Origin of the sequence: Collinsella sp. Sow4_D11, assembly GCF_052116465.1 — a bacterium.
GTDB lineage: Bacteria > Actinomycetota > Coriobacteriia > Coriobacteriales > Coriobacteriaceae > Collinsella.
Genome location: NZ_JBQKLA010000014.1, coordinates 35,676 through 58,031, shown reverse-complemented (window position 1 = coordinate 58,031; position 22,356 = coordinate 35,676). Strand labels below are relative to the sequence as shown.

Below are 22,356 nucleotides of genomic sequence, written 5' to 3'. Positions count from 1 at the left end.
AGGTATTCTTCTCGTAGTCCATGTAGTAAGCTGGGTCAACGATTACAACATCTGCTTCACTCTCTACAATGTCTCTTTCCAATGCTCTTACTGATCGATCTATAAAGTCTTCATCATCAATGGCACGAATTGTAATTGAGCCTTCTAAGACTGTGTTCAACTTCATTACAAAGTCTACGAACGACTGTTCCTCGTCAACAGTTTTGAAAGAAGCTTTTGTCAAGTCGTATACGCTAAACCCTGCTAAGTAGTCAACTCCGTCAATAACTGAATTCTTAAGCTTTTCCTTAGCTGAGATAAAGCTTAGGGCACGACTGGCAAACTCATATTTAGGCATCTCCAGTACCCAGAATAATACATTAGCTCCTTGATAAGCTGCCTCAAGGCCTTCCATAAGTGTGATAGTGGACTTACCTCTACCAGAACGGCCATACCAAGTAATCATATTAGACTCTTGGTAACCTCCTCCGATGATGTCATTAAGTCCTTCAAAATGACTCTTCCAAAAGCGGATAGACTTGCCTTCCTTACGCTTGTAGAACTCTTCCAAGTACCAGTCCCCAGCGTGTTCTAAAAGATGGCCAGCTTTTCCAGATATTCTGTTGGAGTGTTTCATCTCCTCGAAAGCTTTAATAATGTCGTTGGCAAAGCCTTCGGGATCGTTAGCTTTATCAGCTTCATTCCACAAGTCTGATAGCTTATTATTAATGAAGTTAGCTTGCTCTACTTGGAACTTCTTCTTCTTAAGCTCTTTCGACAGATAAGTAAAAGAGTCTTCCGTATTTGGAATGTAGTCGAATTCCGGAACGTTGTCAATAACTGTGGCAAAGCTAGGGGCGTTACCTTCGTTAGTTCTTGAATAGTGTATAATAAAATCGTAAGCATCCCTTTCGGAAGCTACCGGAAACATCTCTCTGGATATTCCATGGCGGTTGAGTGCTGCAACATCATTCTCGTTAATAACCTTTGAAAGTAGCAACTCCCCAATAACATTCCGCATAGTTAAATGCCTCCCTTAGACTTATTAATATACTTCCATACTAAGCCTTTGTGTGATTTCAATTCCCCTCTACAACAAGCAGAGACATGACTTGCATGGAAGCCATTTCTACCTGCCTCAGAGGCACTTGGGAATGTGTATACTAAGTTACCTTCACAAGAATAAGCTTCAACTGCTTTTGATAACTTACCGTTTTTCATTGCTTTTGAATGTCTAATATTCCGTGAGCCGTAGTTTACATTATATTTTCTGGTACACCACTCGAGATTATCTGCTCGATTATTAAGGGGATTTTCGTCTATATGATTAATCTCCTTTAAGCTGTCTGGGTTAGGAACAAATTCAATAGCAACCAATGTGTGTACTTGCTTTCTCGTTCGGTTTCCATTCTGATACAAGTCTACATATTTTCTTCCATCAGCATTAGTAGTCAGAACTAGTAGTTTAATTGCTGAGCTGTTTCTGTATTTTAAACTTCTTACATTACCTAAATTACTTACTTCATACTTACCTTCAAAATTAGTGATAGGCTTCCATGATTCTTCCATTATTTAGCCTCCTTAATGGACTTATTCTTGACCCCACGTTTAGAGTCTCCCTCAAACCTAATCATAACAGTCTTATCACGCATCCTATCATACAGACGTTCATCAAAGACTTGCTCCATATCAACTAGTGGGAGGTTGCTTGTGTAGATTGTCGGAAGTCCTTTAACCATTCTGTAATTGATAATTTCATGCAAGTCTGCCCGAAACGCCTCTGTAGCTGATCGAACTCCTATGTCGTCTGCTACAAGCATTGGAGCAGCCTTTGCAACATCCATCTCAGCATAGTATTTTCTGGAGGCTTCTTCTGTAACGTCATAGGAAACTCCTTGTCTAGTGAAACGGTTATACAAAGTCTGTAGGCTGTTAACATCTAGGAAGTATGCAGGAGGCTGTGGAATAGTTGCCTTAAGCTTTACCGAAGCTTTCCATGCTGTGAACATATATTCGTTAAGCAGTGCCGCAGCTGTGGAAGTCTTTCCGTTACCTTTCTCTGGACTCCACAAGTAAAGATTCTTGATAGATTCCTCTTCTGGATTGGAAAAGTATCTCCGGAAACTCTTGACATAGCTTTCCAAAAGCTCGTAAGTAGCTGGCTGAGCATCCTTGGCAGGGCTATTGAATAAGAATAAGTCATTATATTCCAGAGGTATCTTAGCAGAGCCAAACTTGCCACTCTCTCCAGACAGCCCGAATAACTGGAGATGGATGTGAGATAGCGTTTGCTTAACTTGTTCCTCAGTTTTGCCAGTCTCTAATATCAGTTTTTTAAGTAAGGTTGATTTCTTCAATTTAGCAACTCCTTTAGTGGCTTTTCTACTCATTAAGAATAGCATAAAAAAGAAGCCTTGTCAAGGCCTCTCAGAAAGTTTATTTAGGCAGCTCTTTTAAGCTTAGACCTGCAATATTAGAAACTGGAATGAACATAACCTCAGAATTGGTTTGGTGGCATATAATATTATTTTCAATACCTTTCTCAAAGAATTTTGAATATTGCTTATCCTGCTCTTCTAATGTAGTATCATAAATTATCATGCTAGTATCTCCACCAGATTTTAAATAGACAGTTACTTTTACATCCATTCTGATTCCTCCATCTCTTTAAGCATTTCTTGCAGACTTCCAATGAGTGTTCTGACCTCATGCTTGTCTAGTGATACAAAGTTGTTCAAAGTATGTGCCTCTCCTGTCCTTCCAGAGTAGTCGTGGTTTGGATGATACATTGATTCAACAGTAAGGTAGGTTCCTAATATGGTTTCTAATTCTATAAACTCATCTGGGTCAAGCCTACTATATATTCGTTTTAACATTATTCGTCCTCCAATATAGAAGCTTGCTCTGTAAGGAACTTTAACAGCTGCTTCACTCCTTCTAAATTTAACACTGAAATGTTTTCCTCGTCAGCCTCCCGAACGCTTATTAATACTTCATCTTCATGCCGCCATGCAATCAAAGCATCCTCTGGAATGTCTACACATTCTAAGTAAAAATATTTTACCATAACTAAAACCACACCTTTCGAAAGTTTAGTAAGTTGCTTTCTGACAGCTTTATCCATTTTACTTTGGAGTGGTTCTTCTGCCAGTATCCGTTCAAGTCTTCTCCATTCGGAAGATTTGCCCGATAAACGTTGTGAGTCTTTGCAAAGGCCTTGCGAATATCCTCAGCAGCCATGTTACCTTTGGAGTCATTGTCCGTAGCTATCAGAATATTATCTACTCCGAACTTATGAATAAGCTTTATCTGAGAGTCGCTCAAGTTAGCTGAACCAAGACTGATTCCGACATATCCCATTTCATAAGCTGTCATAGCATCGATCTCAGCTTCGCAAATTGCAAGAGTTGTTGGATTCTCTTTGTAAATAACTCGATGGCCGAATACCAAGTCTTTGATATGATTGTTACCAGCTTCATAGAAGAAGTCTTTAGAGAATGTTTTACGATACTTAATAGCTCTCCACTCTCCTACTCCATCAACATATGGAAGAGTTAAAAAGTCGTCTCCCTCAGATGTCACATAGCCTTCTTGAGTAGCTTCTGAAATACCTCTGGAAAGTAGATACAAAGACTTATTCCAAGGGACTTTCCGGAAGCTATCACGACTCTGGGTAGCAGTTACCCCAACGCTTATCTGTGGAGTGTCATAAGCCCCTAACATAAACTCGTCCCGAAGCTTGTCCAAAGCTTCTTCGTAGCCTGTTTCGTCGAGTAGTGATACAAGCTTTATAAAGTTTCCGGAATCTCCACTACCAGAGTCTCCCCAAGTCCCTGCAAACTCATTGTTAAAGTTTACAAAGAAGCTTGGCGAATAGTCCGGTCGAAAAGGACTGGAGCAGACTAGTCGCTCGTCAGTCCACTTAGCATTTTCCCAAACATCATAACGGCTTAGGTACTCTGGTATATCAATCATCACAAGGATGTCTTTAGTTAAATGAATCTTGTCCAAAGCCATTCAGAAGCCCTCCATTATCTTGCGTTTAATTCCATTTTAACTAATTGTCGCTCTTTGTCAATAGCTGTGACAATATAATTTAATGGAGCGTATCCATCAACTCTTGTATAAACATCTCCCACAGCTACTCGAGGAGGGTCTCCAATGAATGAACCATGGAGTCCGTATTTACTGTAAGTCTCTGTATTAGAGTTCTTCCAAAACCATGTCCACATTTACTTGTCCTCCTTATAACTATCTGAATAAAGCACACGTGGAATAAGTTCCTCAAGGGCTAACAGCTTGTCTATGTGCTCAGTCCCTTCAACCTCTCCTCTAGCAATTTTTGAGATAGCCTCTAAATCAATTTCCAAAGTGTCTTTCTCAATAGGGCACCAGAATTCTGGCGCAATATACTCTTCGGTAGACTCTTCGATAGCTCCTAAAATATACCCATCAACATACCATCCATGAATATATCCGTCAGCATCTATAGGGAAATTCCACTCTCCATAATGGTAGGAATAGGCTGTCGATTCCAGTGCAGAAGCTTTTGGTTTAGCTTTAAATAGCATTTACTCGTCCTCCCAATCTTCTTCATCATAGTCCCAATCACAGTCGCATCCACAGCACATGCAACAGCCACATGGATAGGTGTCCTCATAAGGCTCTTCATAAGGGTCTTCCCAACCCCAGTCGAGATGTGCCATAGCAGCCTGTTTGACAGCTTCGTCAATCTGCTCTTCTGTAGCATCTTCTGGAACAGTTACCTTCATCTCTACATCAGCGCCTCCATTAAAGCATACCCAAGCTTCTACTTTATAGCTCATCGATCATCCTCCTTCATACTATTAATTAAGTCCTGTAACTCTCCTTCGGCTTCGTTCACTTCATCTGATAAAAGTGAGATATACTCTGCAACAGTTTCTGAGAGTAAGTTGCGAGGTATTTTTAATACTCTATCATCAGAGTAATCTCCTGACAGGGTTAGTGAAGCTTCTGGAAAGTTACCTACACTACTTACATAAAGCTCTGAGTACCTTCTAGCATCTGAAAGCTTTTCATCAGCTGTGGAAAGCTTATCGTAAGCTGCACAATAGGCTGCATGGAACTCTCTTAACTTGGCATCCATTAAAATTCCTCCCCTAAGCCGATTGACTCTTCGAAAGCTTTTGTAATGTCGTCGATAGCCTTCTTATAGTCTTGGATAGTTTTGATGGAATGTCCGTTATTAGATAGTACCCAGTCTCTTTGGATACCTACCAGAGCCTTCGACAAGTTTTGGTAATAGCCCACAAGAGACCGTGACTCAAATTTTTCGCCAGTCTTCTTATCAGTTAGCACGGAAATCTCTCCAGAGTCTGTTCGACGAGCCTTTTCCACGATTACTTGGTTGCCATCTGAGCTAATTCGATAATCTTCTACACGCATATCTAACATCTATTCTTCCTCCTGTTCACGAACTACTCCAACTATTACAGTATCACATTCATGGAACGTCTTAGCATGCTCTAAAGCTTCTTCATAGCTTGGGAAAACGTGGTCTAAGATATCCAGAGGGTCTCCTCCAATAACATAAACGCCATACTCTTTTTCAACATTTTCTAACATCTATTATTCCTCCTTCAATGTAATATATAAGAAGCTGGCATCGTAGTCGTGTTCTGTTTCAATCTCTTCAACGAGCCGTTCCCCATAATACTCCACAAGATACTCGATGGAGTACAGCTTCATAAAGGTAGACCCAGCTACATTAGAAACACCGTCAATGTACAGTGAAGTATTTGGGTAGATAACTTCTGCAAGCTCTTTGACTTTCATCACTCTTCCTCCTCATCTGGTAAAGCCATTAAAGACTCTCCAAAAAGCATGCGATAAGCATATTCATCATGCTCTGCCCACTGCTCTGGGAATTGGTCAGCAAACGTGTTAGCCCAGTTTCTAACAGCTTCTCCTAACGTGAAGTCAATCTTTCGGTTAGCTTCTTCAACGGATTCCCAAGTAAGCATTGGCTCGTATTCGTAGTAATTAGGAAGCACTGCCTGAGCCTCTACACATTCATGTTTCAAGTTTTCCAAAAGTTTCATATTAATTCTCCTCCTTAATAATTTCAACAATCTCTTCGACACCTTGTATAGTGGAGGCTATCCAAGCAGCTTCTTCTTGGCTGTTTGCACAGAGCCAGAAAACGTCATGGGCGCCTTTCCAAGTGATATAGTATACTTTATACATAGCTAACCTCCATAACTTTGATAAACCTATCATACCACGTAGTCAGCCTCTTGTCAAGCTTTTATATAAACAAAAAGACAGCCTCTGGCAAGACTGTCCTTCTCTTCTTGGATTTGTTTTCGTAAGGAGTTGGTTAAATTAAATGGGAAAGGTATTTCTGTGAGTCCAAAGGCCTTGGATAGGGGAGTATCCTCAGCCTCTAGAAACACGGACTGTGACAAGACAGTCAACAAACTATTCACGGCTAGTGACAGGTTTCGAAGGACTTCGGCAGGGTTTCCTAGTCCGTTCTTTTTCGACTCATTCACTCTTCGGAAAGCTACTCTCTAAGTCTAAGCCAATATTCTGGAAGATTTCTCCGAAGCGTATCTCCCATAAACCCTTGCAGAAGCTTGTTCCTCAGCCTTCCAAAATAACTGAGGCAAGCCGCCCTACCAACAGCTTCTACTTACATGCTACTGTATGGTTCGTGCACTTGATCCATCTCGTAGACTCGTCCATCCCAAAGCCCAAAAAGATGACTGGAGCAGCCGTTCAACCTCTGTGAGCTGTTGGGCTTGCTCTTTTTGAAGAACCTCGTCAGGAGCTTCCAGTGGGCTAATTGCTAGTTACTCTTCTTCCACCCCATAGTCTTCCAACATACGGTCAACTAGGTTTCTTGCCAAAGGCTCTACCATATCGGGGTCGTCTTTGAAGTTGTCGCCAACTGTCCACTTAGCTAATGGAGTAGCTTCTCCATCAAGCTTTGCTTGGGCTACGTACATGTCGCCTTTGAAGTCAGGCTTCTCAACTCCATGTTCAACAGTTACTTGCAAGTCTGTAACCTCTTTGCCAGTATCCGCAAGAAGCTCAGCGATACGTTTTTCAACAGTTTCTAACATGTTTATTTCCCTCCTTTGTAAAGGCGTATCCAACTAATTTAGACTTGTGGAAGGTTGCTGCCCGAGTCTCATTAGTAGATACTCCATCATAAGTGAAATTGATTACTTCTTTGTCGTCGGAAAAGTCTCTGACATTCTCAAACTTTAATGTGCCAACGTCATCTACCCAAATGATTAATGATCGCTTCATTCAGATTCCTCCAATCTTAGGCGAATACATCCAGTACACCATCTTTAGCAGGTAGTACAACAACTGAGTCAGATACTTCTACTTTAATAGTTCTACCATCCTCTTCCTCAACAACTCGAATGATAATAGCATTGCCATCTCCATAAGGCTGTACGATAACGTACTCGTCCTCTTTAAGATCAATTTCTAGCTCTTCTAGAATAGGTTTAGCAGCATCGGCTGTTTCATTGATCTCTTTGTTAGTATCGTACTTCATTAGCTTCCTCCAATCTTTGCAAACAGATAGCCCATCTGAATGAGCTTATCGTTTCCTGAATCATCTATAATGATACCATGCTTTGGCTTAGTTGTCAAGCGGACTACTTCGTAAGTCTTTCCCTTAGTCACTGTGTTAGCACAGGTAGTTCCTTGGTACAAAACTTTGTCGCCCACGTACAGTCTGCTATAATCCATTGATAATCATCTCCGGAAGCTGTGCAATAACTGTTCCAAACTTCATCACAGCCCAGTTAGCAAGGTCGTTCTCAACTGTTTCGCTCATGTCTTCGAAGTCAATGAAGTCGTGTAAGTTATACTCTTTATGGAACTCTACGCAGAGCCCTTGATATACTATGTGTGCATACACTACAATGTCTTTGTGGAAGTTGTCAGCAGCCTCTGCCACAACATCGTAAGCAGCTTCTCTGGCAGCCTCCGTAAGAGCTGCGGTAAACAACTCTTTTGTAGGGAGGCCTCCAATATACTTTGTCGATTCTATGTGCACGTCATCTAAGTAGAACTCGGACAACGTCTGGTAAACATTATTTCCATGGAGGTAGCCGGCTATATAACTAAACTTGCTCATAGTCTTCATCCTCTCCATGATTGTAGGTTACGTCCATGACTAACTCTACTGAGTCAAGGTCATTGCCAAATTTTGCTCGATAATATTTTTCAATAGCATCCTCAAATAAATCTAGCACCTTTTGGAAAGGCTCATCGTCAGCTTCGTCAATAGTAACGGAAGCCAAATGGACGATTGTCCATAGCACCCACAGAGCCCCTGCCAAAGCTGCCAGAAAGGCTACTAAGATGATTAGTAAGATCACTCCAACAACTGCCATCTAGTTTCCTCCGTTCAGACCAATTTTACCTACAGCTACTTGAGCTTCTTCTTCTGAAAGTCCATTCTCTACAAGACGTTCAATAGCTTTTTCACGGAACTTATCGGTAGACTCTTCGATAGCTGCTAGGTCAGCTTCTGGTAAGAAGTGTTTCCAGCGTGTTACCAAGACATCTGAAAGGTTTAGCAAATGCTTGCGAACGTCTTTGAACTCTACCGAGTCTTCGGCATGTTCCAATACAGACTCAATCACACGCATGTTGTCGTGGATTCGGATAGCCGTCGCAGTGTCGTCATAGTTAACGAAGTCTCCCTGTGCTAGTTGCCCTAGTAGATTGTAGATAGCCATGAAATCAACTAATGCTAGTTGCTCTTCTGTAGTCATTTTAATAGTATCCATAGTTCCTCCTAATAAGACTAGGAGAGGCTTGCGCCCCTCTTAGAATGGAATATCCTCGTCAGAAATGTCGATTGTGCCAGTTTCTTGCTGACCGTTTTCGAAGCCTTTCAAACGAGTAGTGTCAAAGCCGATTAAACGTAAGTCGTTCAATTGTTTTTCAGTATTGCTTTCGAATAGAGAGCCGTCGAATACTTCATCTGGAATAGATACTCCAGCAGTTTCTTCGAATACTTTCTTCTCGTTAGGCTCTAACTCATCCTCATCCAAAGCTGCAAAAGAGTATTGGTTAGAAGCGATGCAAGTAATTTCAAAAGCACGACTACCAAATTTCTTAGCGTTCGTAGGCTTTGTCAAAGCTGCTGTTAAGGCATCAATGTTAGCATTATTCTTACCTAAGTTAGTCTCCAACAACAACGGTTGTCCGGCTTCGTAAAGGTTCTCTTTCTTGCCTTGTACAAAGTCCGCTAATGGAATTACTCCAAATAGGATAGTTGGTTTAGGTTGTAGAATCATGGAGTTTCGATAAGCTTCTTTGTCGTCAGCCGCTACAGTTCCGTTAGCTTTAGCTGCTGCAAAGTCTTCTCGCATGATCTCGAACGCTTCATTGTAAAGGTCACGTTCTGAACGTCCCTCTGCTGCGTAAGAAAGCGTTGGTAAGATTTTTTGGAACACACTAACAACTTTATAGACGTGCAGGTTGTCTACAATGTCCTCTGGAATACGCACACGGATGCTCTGTCCTTTTTTCAAATAAGTCAATCGACTTGGTTCACGATCTACTTTTGTTTCCTGTTCAACAACTCGCTGAATAGCATCTAATCCTTTTGACATAATTTATTCCTCCTAATCTTTATTACATTTATAAGTATACCATAATATATGAAGTAAGTCAAGCGATTGGAGTTATTTTTGTTAGTTTATTAAGAATTGTTTAAGATTAATAGATTTACTCCATTTATAGCTTGACAGATTTATTGTAAATTTGTATAATGGTTTTAAGGGGTTTGACCTTAGTGAAGTGAAACGGAACGTTAAGAAGTTAGTGAACGAAGTGAACAGGGCTTCGACAGAAGTCCTTGGATTTAAGGACGAGTCTGTTCAAAGCTCTTTAAAGCTAAAACATCAGCTTCGGGAAACCCTCAGCTAGGCTTCGCCTAACCTATTGACAGACTCCATTATGTATGATAAGATTATTCCATTAGATGAATGGAGGTATATTAAATGGCTTGGGCAAGAACATTAGACGACAAGTTATATAAGGATTCAGAAGGTAACAAAGTTAGGACAGACGACTATGAGTCTCTTCCAATAGAGCTGTGGAATACAACTACTTTCATGACTTATCTCGAATACCTTAATATGATTCATTTCAAGCAGAATCCATCAACTCTTAATGTGAAACTCACTAGAATTCGCATAAAGTCTGATATGGAGGCTTACGGAAACGAGGTTCTTAAGAAGTGGATGGAGTTAGCTATTAAAGATTGGGGAGGCTCTGCAAGGTTTCCGACAGCTTCTTATATGCAGCTTCGGCAATTCAAGTGGAATAGGTTTATTGAGAAGGCTGTTTCAGAGGTTGGTCGAAAAGACTTCCATGACCCTAATGAGCTCTCTGCCGAAGAGTTGGAAGATCTATTCGCTTGACATTTTAGTGATTGTATGATATACTATTGATATAACTTTATGGAGGATGATTAAATGACTTTACCAGAACTTTTAACAGCTAAGATTCCAAACGCTCATATTACAATCTTGGCACGAATCTTTTACAACATGCCTAACCTAACTCGTCAAGAGAGCCGTAAGCGTACACGCTTTATAAAATGGCTTAACAAGCAGCAGGAAGCTTATGCAGAAGAGCAGATGGAGCTTATCGAAGAGTTTGGAGAACGAGATGATGAGGGCAATCTAATTAAGAATGTCAACGAGTCTGGTGGAACTTCTTGGAACATTCCAAAAGCTGTGCAAGACGAGTATACCGAAGCCTTGAAAGAGCTCCAGAAAGAAGAGATAACCTTCGGAGAGCTATCTACCCAAGACTTGGTAAACGCCATTGCAAACATCTCCTATAACTATCAAGAACCTCTTTCCGGAGCTGAGGCAGAAGTCTTTGACACGTTCCTTGAAAACTTCGACGAGCTGTTTGATAGCTTTGACGAAGCTTTTGAAAAGATGAATACCGCTGCTTCCGAAGAGTAACAAAAAGGCCTCCCACAGTTTTGTGAGAGGTCTTTTACTATGCTATTTAACGTCTTGTTCAAGAACCCATGACTGGATTCCATCTAACAGGTAAGCACGTTTTGACTTAGACTGTTTGACGGATTTAACCTGCTTGATCTTATACTTCTTACCCTTTACAAAGCTGGCAATAGGTTCTCCTGTTTGATAGCGAGAGGCAAAGCTTTGGACAGTAACTGTGTCCCCGACTTTCTTAGCAGCATATCCAGTGGATCCCCCAGAGACTTTCTGCAAGTCTTGTGCCAAGAACCAGCTGTTAACTCCATCCAATAGGAAGGCGTATTTGGAGACTGATTGGTTAACTACTTTAGAGTCTTTAACGGTGTAAGTCTGACCTTTGACAAAGCTTGGGATAGACTGACCAGTCTGATATTTAGTAGCCTTTGCCAAGACTTTTACTTTGTCTCCATTATTAAACTTAGTAGTATTTGTAATCTTGTTACCTCCACTGTTTCCACCAGTATTTGGCTTGCTTCCGGAGTTGCTGTTGTTGTTTCCTCCGCCCATGTAGTGTTTGATACGAGCTACGAAGTAGTCTACCAACTTGTTGCGGTTAGCTGTTGTATCAGCTGCTCCTCTACCTACATGCAACGCCCATGAACGGTGTGGGCAATCAGTCGGTACAAAGGCTCTGTGAAGCTTAACAGTTGTTCGAGATGGAGTTAATCCCCAGTCTTTCATGTCTTTAGCAGCTTGTTGGAATACTGCTTCTTCGTTTGCGATGAAGTCTTTGTCAGAAACTTTCAGAGACTCACAAACTTCGTATCCGACATAGTCCATGTTACCGTTGTAGTTAGCTACGTGCCAAGCTCCATTGTAAGTATCTTCTACACGAGCCATTGTGTTACGGTTACCATAGTAGTGAGCAAAGCCTGCTTGAAGCTGTGTAGTAGACTTATTGGCAAGCCATTCTACATAAGCTTCCGGAGTCATTGAGCCACCATCATTGTGGATAACGATACCCAAAGGCTTCCATCCTCTGGCACGTCGTCCTGCTACGCCTCGACAAACGCTCTTATTAATGTATTTCATATGTTAATTCCTCCTCTGTGGGATATACCCACAAAATGACTTAGGTGTCCTGTTCTAATGCTACGAAGGTCATTCCAATATTTAGCCAAGAGCCTGCTGGAATGTTTACTGTAGAGTTAGTACCATACCTTGCACCAGTTATCAGACCACCTTTAGTAACAGTAACAAGATACTTGTTCATCCATGAACCTTGGGCGATAAAGTTCAAATCCTCTGCCGGGCGATACCCTACTGGGAGTTGACCCATGGTAAATATGGCATCATTACCCGACAATACTACCTCTGAATTGTTTTTGAAAGCTCCTTTAGTAGTTACCACCCCAAATCTTCTGATAGCCTGTGGGAAGTTTGCCGAAGCGCTATTGGTATTATATTCCACAAATCCACTCATTGGAGTGATAGCTGCTTTAGACGTTGTGTACAGTCCATCGTAAGACGATCGATCAACCTTTTGCAACAGCAGTGCATCGGCTTCTGCCTTAGTATAGAAGTCAGCTGCATTAAAATCTTCAATGGCTGTATTCAGTTTTGCAACAGCATCGTCAACTGCTGCCAGAGCATCTGCCTTAGCTGTTCCGACGGCTGTTTGAGCTGCTGCTACCTTAGCATCCAAGTCAGCCTTTGCAGAAGTTATTTGAGTGGCTAGTGCATCAGCCTGTGTCTGTAGCCCTGCATAATCAGCTTCCCGAGAAGCTTTCCACTCATTGAAAGTAGCTTCCAAGGCATTAATAGTCTCTTGTAGAGTATTTACCCCAGCTGCTGCCTGTGTATCGTCAATGTCTACCCGACGGCTTACATGGACTCTGAAAGCCTCTGTGGTGCCCTCGATTTCATCGCCCTTCTTAATGACGAAGTAAGCTGTTTCGAACCAGCCTTCAACAGCTGCATCGGTAGGCGTGAAGGTGTATTCAATCTGTCCGTTAGCGGCGTTGACAATCTTTGCACCTCCACCACTAAATCTTCCCTCAGCATTGGCTCCTTCAAAGTTTACCGTGAAGCCAGTCAAGTCGTTCGGGATACCATACGTTGTAAGACTGACTCCGATAGTTGTAAACTCCTTTTCCCCAGTTCGTATATAAACCTTTACGTCTTGGTTGGTAGCCTTTCGAGAAGTATCTAAATTTATTCTTTGCATAAGGCTTCCTCCTATAACATCGCTTTTAGTTCGTCCATATGATTGTCCAAGATTGCTTGAACGTCTTCACGTAAGCTAGATGGAACACTGTTGATAGTCCGTCCGCCCAAGCCTTTTACAATAGCTAGGGCGTAGAGACGTGCTAGTGGAGAGTATTTATCCATTTTACATTCCTCCCATAAGTAGTTCTGAAAGTTGTAGAACAGTTTCTTGAAGCATAACAACTTGCTGATCTAGTGGAGACTCAGGAATGCCTTGGAGGTTGTCCATAAAAGCTGTCATAAGCTCAGGGTTATCATTAAATTCTTCCATTAGAATCTCGTCAAAAAGCTTGCTAAGTTCTGGAGTTAATTCATGTCCAGATTCCTTGAAAAGATTGGCAAAGCGTTTCTGTTTATCAGTCATTCATATTCCTCCTATACATCTCGTCCTGCATATACTGTTGCAATATTTAACCAATGACCTGTATTTATTTGTTCATAGTTTGAACTTGTACCATATCTAGCTACTCCGATGGTTCCATCTGTTAGGACAGATAATAAGTATCTATTCATTTGAGAACCCTGAACAATTGTATTGACATCCTGAATAGGCCTTGCCCATATTGGTGCTGTACCCATTTTCCTTATATCTCCGCTTGCTGGGATAACTACTGTATTTCTAAATGAACCGGCTAACTGAACTAACCGGCCCTTCCTAGTTGCAGAAGGGTAGTTACCCGAACTAGGGTCGCTGCTATAAGGCTCAAATCCAGCTGCTGCTGGTATTCCTGCTCGAGGCATACTATATAAGTCGTTGTAAGAAAACGAACCGCCTTTGCCATCTTTGGTTTGAAGTGTTAGTGCGTAAGGAGACAACTGCATGTTGTATTCTAATTGTCCAGAACTATCCAATTGATAAGAGGAAAGGGCTTGGTGGTCAATAATTAGCTTACCTGAAATGTTTTTGACTCCTGTAGACTTAACATAGGTTTCCCACTCATTGGTATATAAACCGTTACTTAGAGTAAGAGTTCCTCGTTGCCAAGTTGTGGAACCATCTGTTATAGGTCGATCATACGGAGATTGAATTGTCAATCCAGAGAGTGTTCCAGAAGTTATGCTAGAGGCACTCAAGTTGATTACACTAATCTTTCCAGCATCCAATGTACCAGTTGTAATCTTGCTGGCTGACAGAGAGCCTATCTTAGCATCTGTGACAGCTAGGTTAGCAATCTTGGCAGTGGATACTTGGAGGTCTCCTATCTTAGCTGTTGTAATAGATGCATCAGCAATCTTGGCACCGTTGACTGCTAGGTTGGCTATCTTAGCGTTTGACACAGCTAGGTCAGCTATGTTGGCAGTCTTGATAACAGCGTTGTCGATGGTCGTTGTACCAGTAATGTGGACGTATTTACCGTCTATCAGAACTCCTTCCGAAGAAACATTGATCTGTGCAATGACTCCATTCTTATTAACTTTTAAATTGATTTGGTCAGCTAATTGGGTAATCTGGGAAGCGGTGGCCATGTCCTCTGGTGCTAGTGTCCAGTCAGTTGCTTTATTTCCTTTTTCCACTTTAAAATCTTTGATGAAGAAATATGCCCAAGCAATATTTTGAAACTCCACAAAGTTATAAACTTCCGCAGTGTAATTAGTAACGTTGACAGTCAGGGATACTCTTCGCCAATTATTATCAGCAGTAACTGCAAACATAGTAGGATTCAAATCACAAATATCAAGAATGAAATACGATGTTACGCTTTGTGACCCTCTTAAATCAAAAGAAACTGTCCAGTATCCGTTTGACGTAATCACGTTATTAATTCTAACAGTACCGTTTCTGTCTTGTGCTCCTGTTAATTTAAAACCGTTAGGCGCTGCTGCTGTTCTTTCAAATTTAACGTCCGGATCTGTTACTGTAACAGAATTGTCTTGTCTGTAATAATTCCGTCCGCCAATCTCTAACCCATTTAAATCTGACTCCACTTGACTAACCGTACTAGTCAATCCATTAGCAGTCTGTTCAACTTGTGTAGCTTTAGTAAAAGCATTATTGGCAGTAGTTTTAACTTCCGATACAGTTGTCTTAAGTCCATCCACAGTAGCTTCTACTTGAGTAGCTTTTTGCATCGCTCCATCAGCAGTTGTCTTGACTTCTCCAACAGTTACTTTCAAACCATCTGCTGTAGCTTCTACTTGAGTAGCTTTGGACATAGCTCCGTCAGCGGTTTTCTTGACTTCTCCAACAGTTGCTTTCAAACCATCCACAGTCGTTTCAACAGTAGTAGCTTTTGAAAGAGCTGAGTCGGCAGTTGTTTTAACCTGTCCTACGGTTACGGTAAGTCCATTAACATTCGTTTCAACTTCTGTAAGCTTCTGAGTAGTCTCTCCTTGAACTGTCTCAATGTCTGAGATGGTAGTTTTCATACCGTTAACATCATTCGTGACAGTCGTTACTTTGCTATCAACTTGACCAACTTTAGAGATCGCTGTAGCAGAGTCTGTCAGAGCTTTGGTAGCATCAGCCTGTGCATTTGTAACGTCTGTCTGGAGTCCTTCAACATCTACTTGAATAGCATCTGCTTGAGCTTTTGCATTGGCTGCATCAGTAACTGCTTGATTAGCTTTGTCCAGCGCTGCTTGACCAGCTGCTGCGGCATCTTGGGCAGCTTCTTTAGCATCATCGGCAGCAGCTTGAGCATCTTTACCTGCTTGAGCAGCTTCGTTAGCAGCAGCTTGCGCTTCTTCGGCATCCTTTGCAGAGTAGCGGTCTTGCCATTCTCCTGTAGTTTCATTCCATATTCTAATTGTTGAATACGTCTTACCAGTCTCTGGGTCAACTGCATCAAGGAACCAGATATCTCCTTCTTTAGGATTTGGGTTAGGCGTATCCCCAACGCTTACAGAAGGCACGTCTCCAAGCTGTTCAATGATTCCTTCTTGGCCTTGTTGCAATACTGTGATGTCCTCAGTTACTTGGACAACTACTTGATTGATTTGGTCTTGCTGATTTTGAATCTGATTAATCATATCCCGAAGAGCTAAGACATCTTCCGAGTCAGCCGTGGAAATCTCTTTGAAGTTAGTAAAGGTTACTTGGTCGTCTTCTGGATTGTTGTGAGAAGTTACCAACTCGACTACCCGAGCTTCCAAACCTAACTCCATATCCCCAACTTTTTCCTTAAGCCATACAGTGTCTCCTAGATGGATTTGTTCAGTCCCTTCAAAGCCCAAAGCATTCTCAAGGAGTAGTACGTTAACTGTGTACGTATACGTGGGAGCAATGTAGTCCAACAGCTTATTACAAGCTTCAAGATAAGTTAGTTCGGGGTCTGTTGAAGACGACTTCATGATAAGGACTTTTGCATAGTCTCCTTGGTCATAGTCGTTGTGAGCTGCTTCATGAATGATAATATCCATTGGATTGTCTTTCCGGAATCCATTAATTTTGTTAATAGGAGAGTATCCTGCAAGCGTTCTAACAACGTCTTGTTCCATCCAGTAAGGAAGGATGGCTGTATGGATATTGTCGAAGTCTACTGTACGCTCAATGTTGATTAGATCACGGTCATATACAAAGTATTTACCAGTGTTACTTCCAAAGCGTTTATAGACATGGAGCACTCTTGTGATACGTTGTCCATCAAACTTAACACTAAAGCGATACTCGATGTCGTACAGCTCTCGGATTTTTTCCAGAGTGCTTCGGACATCTGTGTACTCTTTTACGTCAACTAACTCGTAGCCGATGTTGATTGTATCAGACCCGATAATATACTCCCAAGGAGTTGTTCGTAAAGCTCCTGCAATAGCATCTCGTAAGTTACCTGCTGTGAAAGGTACCACGTGAGACTTTAACAAAGCATCCACAGAGGAGTCTTCACACACCACTCGTTTGAGAGGCTGCTCTTGTGACCAGTCCTCCCATACGTTGATGATAGTAAGCTCTCTAAGAACGTTATCTTTATCTGGGTACAAGACTGTTCCGAATCCTTCCAACCATTCACTATCTTCGCTTTGGAGGGGTACTGCAAACTCAAGAGTAGTCTGCATTGTTTCTAAGTTGTCGGTAAATTTGTCATCAAAATAAGGAGTAGCATTTGGAATATTATTTACGTAGTTTCCACGATATACTCCCTGTGGACTTAAGACTGTAATCATTGAGTTTCCTCCTAAAGTTTATTTGTAGCGATTGGTGTACTCATACTCCACCTTACCCTTTACTCCAGATATTCCCAAAGTATTCTTGCCAGGCTTCAACGAGAACCAGTCTGTGGAAGGCTGTACATAAGATGGGGCGATTGTTCCATTAAGCCATACTTGGCCTTTGGTAAAGTCTACGATAAGCTCATCGTCCTTCTTGAATGAGCGAGTTATCTGAGGGCTGTTGGCAGGCTTTTGCAAGATTTCCCAGCACTTAGTGTGATGGACTGCCCATCGGTTAATCTGAGGTCTGTTGTCAATGTTTGCATACAAGACTCCATAAGCTGCAAACTTCCTATTCCAAGTCTCTTGAGGAAGTGAACGGAAGCCTGTCGAGCGGACGTTCCTCAGCATCGAAGTGCCATACTGTAAGTCAGAGCCAATCATTGGAGAACGTTTCTTAGACTTGAACTGGCCTGCTTGAAGTCTCCAACGGTTATCCTTACGTTCGATAGTAATCTTACCAGTAAAGTTGTACCACTCTTTACCTCCCCATCCAGGGCTGATACGGACTTCATCTTGAGTAGATGAGCCCATAGTTGCAATGTGGAATCGAATCTTCTTCTGCTTAGCTACATAGCCGAAAGCTACGTTGGCAAAAGGTATCATCTGGTCGTCGTACAGGATTATATACATATGATGGTCAGTCCAGTATTGAGGATTTCCTTGAGTTGAAAAAGCTATCTCCAAGGCGAAGTCATTCAAAGCTTTCGGGTTAACTCTTGTAATGCCTCCACCATACCATTTGTACCCGACAGTTTTTCGATCTACTTTAGGGAACTTATTATTCTTGAGTTTCAATGTACCAACCGTAGTTTCAAGGGTTGTGTTTCTGATAAAGTCTTGATATAATAAGAAACTAGGAGTCGTATTATTATCCATCTGTTTCAAGGAGTTCATGTTATCATAGAACTCTGAGAATTGCCAAGGCATTGGGTCGAAATTTGTACCAGTTCCAGTTCCTTCCGACGAGTCATAACCAAGAGTTACGTTCTCTGACTCTCCCATACCTACAATGTTAACCATTGGAGAATCTTCTTCAAAGGTTATTTTCATAACTGGATGAGTCTCTGCTGTCCCCTCATTGAAGATTTGAAAGAAGGTTCCTTCGTCGGTGTCCATAGTTACTTTACCAGTTACTTCCTCGCCATAAGAAGTTACTTCGATACACCGGAAGTTCAATGTGAAGTCTCCAACATTAAGGCTTTGGTTTATCTCAGAAGCTCCTTCAAATACGACTTTCCAAGAACGGTCTTTCGAGTCAGCAAATCGGATAGTTGTTTCTCCAATGTCCAAGAAGTTTGCCAAGTCTTCGATTAGATATGGAATATCATCTTCTTGGTTAGCTTTGATAAAGCAGTTCATAGAGATAACACGGTCTCCATAAGTTTTACCATAGTTGAAGTTACGTTTGCCTCTGTCATAGGCTGTCAGAAGGTTGTTAACAGCTGGTAGCACAGAGCGGTTGATGTCTCTTACAAATAGGTAGTAAGGTTGTTTCAATCCATTATAACGGAATGTTCGAGGCTTCGTGTCATAGACTGGGTCAAAGAGAAACTTAGGTGTGACTGTTGCCGACAGGTTTAGGTCAGCTAGTGAAGTAGCTGCTGGCACGACCACTGACAGATAAACCCATCCATTGTCAAACGTATAGTCGTCCAAAGGTTTCTCAGAAGATATTGTCCAAGTGAAAGTTCCTTGGCTTCCAGTAGACTTTCTAGCAAGCTGTGTATCTTCACTTTCTAAGTATACTTCCACATTATGATTGGCAGTTACTGAGAAGAGATACTCACGAGTCCTTTCACGGACTTTGGCAATCTTGTCTGCCTCGATGTAACAGTCTTGGAAGAACTCCGGAAACTCTCTTGCAATAGCTCCCATCACGTCGAATCCAAGAGTGATCTGAATACCATTCTCAGGAATCTGCTGAGACTGTACATAAGTTGTTCCAGAAGCTGGGGTAATCTCTGTCATGGAGTCTACGTTATAGGGAATCCATCCTAGAGCATCGCCAATCCCCCAGCCCAACGAAGGGGCTAAGGGATAAGTCGTATGAGGAGTATATACAGGAACGTATGTTGAGTTCATCGATTCATCTTTCCTTTCGGTCGATTCGTAAGCTTGGCATCGAACTGCTGTTGCTCAGTCATCTTTTTAGAGGTTGCTCGGACGATTTCCGTAGTGTCTAGGTAAACAGGTACGATGATCTCTGGAATATCTCCCCCACCTGCTGCTCCAGAAGCTTTCAGCTCGTCTGCAATAGCTCTTGCGAATGGTCTCATGTAAGTCCCATTCTGGATTGGGATGATGGCTTCTCGACCTCTTTCATTGTGTGTAACCCCCTGTGAAATGCCTCTTTGTCCCAATTGGTTGCCTGTTCCAAAGGCTGTCATGTTAGGGTTATAGGTAGCTGAACCAGAACCTATTCCATATCCTCCAGCTCCACTGACAAGTCCACCGGAAGCTTTGCGAGTGCCTGCTCCAGAGACTAGACCTCCACGTGCTTTACCCCACTTAGAAACCTTTTCAACAATAGTCCTAGTGGCGTTTACAGCTAGGTTGATAACTCCTCCAGCAGGAATTATACTAATTAGATTTTGGATAGCTGTCATAACAGTGTCGAACCCAGACTTTTTAGCCTTTACAGTAATCTCTTTACCATCTACCGAGTTAGCTTTAGTCTCGATACCTTCGATAGCCTCAACCGTGTCGTCCCTCATCGTTTGAGCATTCGTGACTGTCTCTGTCATCTGGTTACGTGCATCTTGGATAAGTTTCACTTTAGTCTTCCCTGTAGCTCTAATAGCTTCACTCGACATGCTTTTGATGGCAGCAACAGATTGGACATACTGTTGCTGAGCTGCTTGTACAGTAGAGTCTCTCTGAGCATCGGCATCTTTAATAGCCTTATCCTTCTGTTCTTGTGTGATTCTTCCTGATGAGTATGCTTGGGCTTTGAGAGCTAGGATAACTGCAGCTTTTTGAGCCGTTGTAGTATCAACTACTTGTTGAGCATTTTGGCGGGTCAAGCTGTCAATCTGTGCCAAGGCTGATTCACGTTCTGAGACAGACATGCTTCCAAGGTTAGAATACAGCTCCAGAATCTTAGCATTGTTGTCAGAGATAGATTGCTCTTGGTTGGCATTGTGGGTAGCTTGAGCTGCTAGAGCAGCTGCTTTATGCTCATTATCAATCGTATCACTGTTGTTGATGAACGTTGTCAAGGCATTTAACTTGTTCGTATTGCTTTCTTGAATGGTAGCCAACTGTGTTCCGAGAGCTGTCTGTAAGTCAGGTAATCCAGTTTGAACGGCTGCTGCTATAGCCTTCGATGGATTGTAGTTAGGGTCAGCCTGCCATTTAGCAGTCTCTACAGCAACCTGTGCACTAGTAGATAGTAGGGTTGATACAACTGTACCAGTAGCTACCGTAAGCTCATCTAACTTATCTGCGGAGATAAAGCTGAAAGAAGCTGCTTGAGCGTCTAGGTCTTTAAACACTTGGTTAACTAATTCAATCTGCTCCTGCGCCTTGCTTCCAAACATGGCTGAAATAGGGTCTTGAGTTTGGACTTCCATGAGGTTGTCTTTCATATTTACCAAAGCTTCTGTAAATCTACTAGCCTCTGTCGAAGTTGGGCGCAAAGCTTCTGCCCACTCATCCCACGGCATTTTAACTGTTCCAAACCATTTCTCATAGTCTTTGATTCTGTCAAATTGTTTAGTAACTCCATCAATGGCATCATTAACTAAGTCCAAACCCTTGTTAGCAAGTTCTACACCTTTAAGCCCAATAGTACCAGTAATGCCTTTACCAATCTTTAGCTTAAGGGCATCCCAGCTATCTCCTAACTGATCGAGCTGTCCTTCCATAGTCTTACGCATCTCCCCAGCTTGTTTAGCTGCTGTACCTGTGGAGTTAACCAGTGATTGAACTAGGTCGTCTGTCTCTTGATTAGTCTTTTGCAAGACCATTGACATACCAGCTGCACCAGTCTTACCAAATAAGATTGTTGATAGATCTAGGATTTCAGCTTTGGACATGTTCTGAGCTGCGTTCTGTAAATCTGCGATAACGTCTGGGATCGGCCGTGCCTTACCTTCGGCATCTTCTAACTTGATTCCTAATTCATCTAAAGCAGCCGCTGCCTTATCAGTTGGGGAAGTTAAGTTAGTGAAGGCTGTCCGGAGAGCTGTACCAGCTTTTGAACCTCGGATGCCTTGGTCAGCCATGATACCGGTATACGCTGCTAACTGCTCCATAGAAGCTCCACCTAGCTGAGCAGAAGCTCCAGCATATTGGAAGGTATATCCTAAGTCTGTCATATCAGCTGCGGTCTTGTTAGCAGTCTCTGCCAAAACATCGGCAATGTGTTCCGAGTCGCCAGCTGCTAGGTTCCATGTATTCAAAGCTGCGGCAACGATTTGAGCAGTTGTATCAACAGCTGACCCAGAAGCTTCGGCTGCGTATACGATACCCTCCATCGCATCGGCTGTCTCAGTAGCTGTAAAACCTAACTTGGCAAAGTCTACCATGGCCTCTACAACTTCTTGAGCACCTTTGGAAGTCTTACCTCCAATTTCGATAGCCTTGTCCCCAAGCATGTCCATATCTGCTTGAGTACCTCCAGCAACTATCTGAACCTGTTTCAGAGTTCCTTCAAAGGTAGCATAGCTTTTAACTGCATCAATAGCATACTTACCAGCTATCTTAACAGCCTGTGACCCAAGCGAGATAGCAGCAGTCATTGGAGTTAGTCCAGCAGTAAAGGTACCTAAGCCTGTGTTAGCCGATACCCAAGCTTTACCCATCCCTAGAATACCTTTCTGAGACTTCTCAACAGTACCAGTAGTTCCAGATAAGACTTTAGCAGACTGAGAAAGCTTGCTAGTAACTCCATCTTGAACCTTTCCCATAGACTGCATGGCTTTGACGTATTGGTTATTATCTACGGAAACCTTTATTCGCATTTCCTTATCTGCCATTA

Annotated in this window: 30 protein-coding genes; 2 read left to right on the top strand and 28 right to left on the bottom strand. The window is 42.1% G+C overall.

Going from position 1 to position 22,356, the window contains the following annotated elements; all coding sequences use genetic code 11:
* The 21 genes from ACTQ40_RS07220 to ACTQ40_RS07120 form a co-directional block, all read right to left on the bottom strand.
* On the bottom strand, positions 1-1,000 hold a 1,000-nt coding region (locus tag ACTQ40_RS07220; RefSeq protein ID WP_441563695.1), incomplete at its 3' end, for an AAA family ATPase.
* 2 nt (positions 1,001-1,002) lie between these two features.
* Positions 1,003-1,548 (bottom strand): NUMOD4 domain-containing protein, encoded by a 546-nt coding sequence (locus ACTQ40_RS07215; protein WP_441541111.1) that lies wholly within the window; start codon positions 1,546-1,548, stop codon positions 1,003-1,005.
* The gene (locus ACTQ40_RS07210; RefSeq protein WP_441563694.1) at positions 1,548-2,336 is read right to left on the bottom strand and encodes a hypothetical protein; all 789 of its coding nucleotides are present in this window, start codon (positions 2,334-2,336) and stop codon (positions 1,548-1,550) included. The genes ACTQ40_RS07215 and ACTQ40_RS07210 overlap by 1 nt, the downstream gene beginning before the upstream one ends.
* A gap of 79 nt (positions 2,337-2,415) precedes the next feature.
* Complete coding sequence (locus tag ACTQ40_RS07205) at positions 2,416-2,628, bottom strand: hypothetical protein (RefSeq protein WP_441541107.1); 213 nt, start codon at positions 2,626-2,628, stop codon at positions 2,416-2,418.
* Positions 2,619-2,855 (bottom strand): hypothetical protein, encoded by a 237-nt coding sequence (locus ACTQ40_RS07200; RefSeq protein ID WP_441563693.1) that lies wholly within the window; start codon positions 2,853-2,855, stop codon positions 2,619-2,621. The genes ACTQ40_RS07205 and ACTQ40_RS07200 overlap by 10 nt, the downstream gene beginning before the upstream one ends.
* Positions 2,855-3,046, bottom strand: a complete 192-nt coding sequence (locus ACTQ40_RS07195; protein ID WP_441541105.1) for a hypothetical protein — start codon at positions 3,044-3,046, stop codon at positions 2,855-2,857. The genes ACTQ40_RS07200 and ACTQ40_RS07195 overlap by 1 nt, the downstream gene beginning before the upstream one ends.
* A 2-nt stretch (positions 3,047-3,048) precedes the next feature.
* Entirely contained in the window at positions 3,049-3,996 is a 948-nt protein-coding gene (locus tag ACTQ40_RS07190; protein ID WP_441563692.1) for a toprim domain-containing protein, read from the bottom strand.
* A gap of 215 nt (positions 3,997-4,211) precedes the next feature.
* Entirely contained in the window at positions 4,212-4,550 is a 339-nt protein-coding gene (locus ACTQ40_RS07185) for a hypothetical protein (protein WP_441541101.1), read from the bottom strand.
* Positions 4,551-4,805: a hypothetical protein gene (locus ACTQ40_RS07180; protein WP_417936847.1), complete on the bottom strand. Its 255-nt coding sequence runs from the start codon at positions 4,803-4,805 to the stop codon at positions 4,551-4,553.
* Positions 4,802-5,107, bottom strand: a complete 306-nt coding sequence (locus ACTQ40_RS07175; protein WP_441541099.1) for a hypothetical protein — start codon at positions 5,105-5,107, stop codon at positions 4,802-4,804. The genes ACTQ40_RS07180 and ACTQ40_RS07175 overlap by 4 nt, the downstream gene beginning before the upstream one ends.
* A complete protein-coding gene (locus tag ACTQ40_RS07170; protein WP_432490341.1) occupies positions 5,107-5,415 on the bottom strand; it encodes a hypothetical protein in 309 nt (102 codons plus the stop codon). The genes ACTQ40_RS07175 and ACTQ40_RS07170 overlap by 1 nt, the downstream gene beginning before the upstream one ends.
* Positions 5,416-5,586: a hypothetical protein gene (locus ACTQ40_RS07165; RefSeq protein ID WP_431455408.1), complete on the bottom strand. Its 171-nt coding sequence runs from the start codon at positions 5,584-5,586 to the stop codon at positions 5,416-5,418.
* Between the two features lie 3 nt (positions 5,587-5,589).
* Positions 5,590-5,796, bottom strand: coding sequence for a hypothetical protein (locus ACTQ40_RS07160; RefSeq protein WP_441541097.1), 207 nt, complete (start codon positions 5,794-5,796; stop codon positions 5,590-5,592).
* Entirely contained in the window at positions 5,796-6,062 is a 267-nt protein-coding gene (locus ACTQ40_RS07155; protein WP_441541095.1) for a hypothetical protein, read from the bottom strand. The genes ACTQ40_RS07160 and ACTQ40_RS07155 overlap by 1 nt, the downstream gene beginning before the upstream one ends.
* 1 nt (position 6,063) lies before the next feature.
* Entirely contained in the window at positions 6,064-6,207 is a 144-nt protein-coding gene (locus tag ACTQ40_RS07150; RefSeq protein WP_441541093.1) for a hypothetical protein, read from the bottom strand.
* A gap of 608 nt (positions 6,208-6,815) precedes the next feature.
* A complete protein-coding gene (locus tag ACTQ40_RS07145) occupies positions 6,816-7,088 on the bottom strand; it encodes a hypothetical protein (RefSeq protein WP_432490388.1) in 273 nt (90 codons plus the stop codon).
* A 206-nt stretch (positions 7,089-7,294) separates the two neighbouring features.
* On the bottom strand, positions 7,295-7,534 hold the full coding sequence (locus tag ACTQ40_RS07140) for a hypothetical protein (protein WP_441541091.1): 240 nt from the start codon (positions 7,532-7,534) through the stop codon (positions 7,295-7,297).
* A gap of 186 nt (positions 7,535-7,720) precedes the next feature.
* Complete coding sequence (locus ACTQ40_RS07135; protein WP_441541089.1) at positions 7,721-8,122, bottom strand: hypothetical protein; 402 nt, start codon at positions 8,120-8,122, stop codon at positions 7,721-7,723.
* A complete protein-coding gene (locus ACTQ40_RS07130; protein WP_441541087.1) occupies positions 8,109-8,381 on the bottom strand; it encodes a hypothetical protein in 273 nt (90 codons plus the stop codon). Before ACTQ40_RS07130 ends, ACTQ40_RS07135 begins: the two co-directional genes overlap by 14 nt.
* Positions 8,382-8,780 (bottom strand): hypothetical protein, encoded by a 399-nt coding sequence (locus ACTQ40_RS07125; RefSeq protein ID WP_441541085.1) that lies wholly within the window; start codon positions 8,778-8,780, stop codon positions 8,382-8,384.
* A gap of 39 nt (positions 8,781-8,819) precedes the next feature.
* Positions 8,820-9,611: a hypothetical protein gene (locus ACTQ40_RS07120; protein ID WP_441541083.1), complete on the bottom strand. Its 792-nt coding sequence runs from the start codon at positions 9,609-9,611 to the stop codon at positions 8,820-8,822.
* Between the two features lie 390 nt (positions 9,612-10,001).
* Between ACTQ40_RS07120 and ACTQ40_RS07115 the strand changes: the two genes are divergently transcribed.
* Positions 10,002-10,424, top strand: a complete 423-nt coding sequence (locus tag ACTQ40_RS07115; RefSeq protein ID WP_441541081.1) for a hypothetical protein — start codon at positions 10,002-10,004, stop codon at positions 10,422-10,424.
* 54 nt (positions 10,425-10,478) lie between these two features.
* Positions 10,479-10,979: a hypothetical protein gene (locus ACTQ40_RS07110; RefSeq protein WP_441541079.1), complete on the top strand. Its 501-nt coding sequence runs from the start codon at positions 10,479-10,481 to the stop codon at positions 10,977-10,979.
* 42 nt (positions 10,980-11,021) lie between these two features.
* On the opposite strand, the gene ACTQ40_RS07105 is transcribed toward ACTQ40_RS07110, so the two are convergent.
* The 7 genes from ACTQ40_RS07105 to ACTQ40_RS07075 are packed head-to-tail and all read right to left on the bottom strand — an operon-like array spanning position 11,022 to position 22,354.
* Positions 11,022-12,050 (bottom strand): N-acetylmuramoyl-L-alanine amidase, encoded by a 1,029-nt coding sequence (locus ACTQ40_RS07105; protein WP_441541077.1) that lies wholly within the window; start codon positions 12,048-12,050, stop codon positions 11,022-11,024.
* A 40-nt stretch (positions 12,051-12,090) separates the two neighbouring features.
* Positions 12,091-13,185 carry a BppU family phage baseplate upper protein gene (locus ACTQ40_RS07100; RefSeq protein ID WP_441541075.1) on the bottom strand — a complete coding sequence of 365 codons (1,095 nt, stop codon included), beginning with the start codon at positions 13,183-13,185 and terminating at the stop codon, positions 12,091-12,093.
* 11 nt (positions 13,186-13,196) lie between these two features.
* On the bottom strand, positions 13,197-13,349 hold the full coding sequence (locus ACTQ40_RS07095) for a CD1375 family protein (RefSeq protein WP_441541073.1): 153 nt from the start codon (positions 13,347-13,349) through the stop codon (positions 13,197-13,199).
* Between the two features lies 1 nt (position 13,350).
* The gene (locus ACTQ40_RS07090) at positions 13,351-13,590 is read right to left on the bottom strand and encodes a hypothetical protein (protein ID WP_441541071.1); all 240 of its coding nucleotides are present in this window, start codon (positions 13,588-13,590) and stop codon (positions 13,351-13,353) included.
* Positions 13,591-13,601: 11 nt separating this feature from the next.
* Positions 13,602-17,327: a phage tail spike protein gene (locus ACTQ40_RS07085; RefSeq protein WP_441563691.1), complete on the bottom strand. Its 3,726-nt coding sequence runs from the start codon at positions 17,325-17,327 to the stop codon at positions 13,602-13,604.
* Between the two features lie 18 nt (positions 17,328-17,345).
* Entirely contained in the window at positions 17,346-19,457 is a 2,112-nt protein-coding gene (locus ACTQ40_RS07080; protein ID WP_441563690.1) for a distal tail protein Dit, read from the bottom strand.
* The gene (locus ACTQ40_RS07075) at positions 19,454-22,354 is read right to left on the bottom strand and encodes a phage tail tape measure protein (protein WP_441563689.1); all 2,901 of its coding nucleotides are present in this window, start codon (positions 22,352-22,354) and stop codon (positions 19,454-19,456) included. The genes ACTQ40_RS07080 and ACTQ40_RS07075 overlap by 4 nt, the downstream gene beginning before the upstream one ends.
* Positions 22,355-22,356 lie beyond the last annotated feature (2 nt).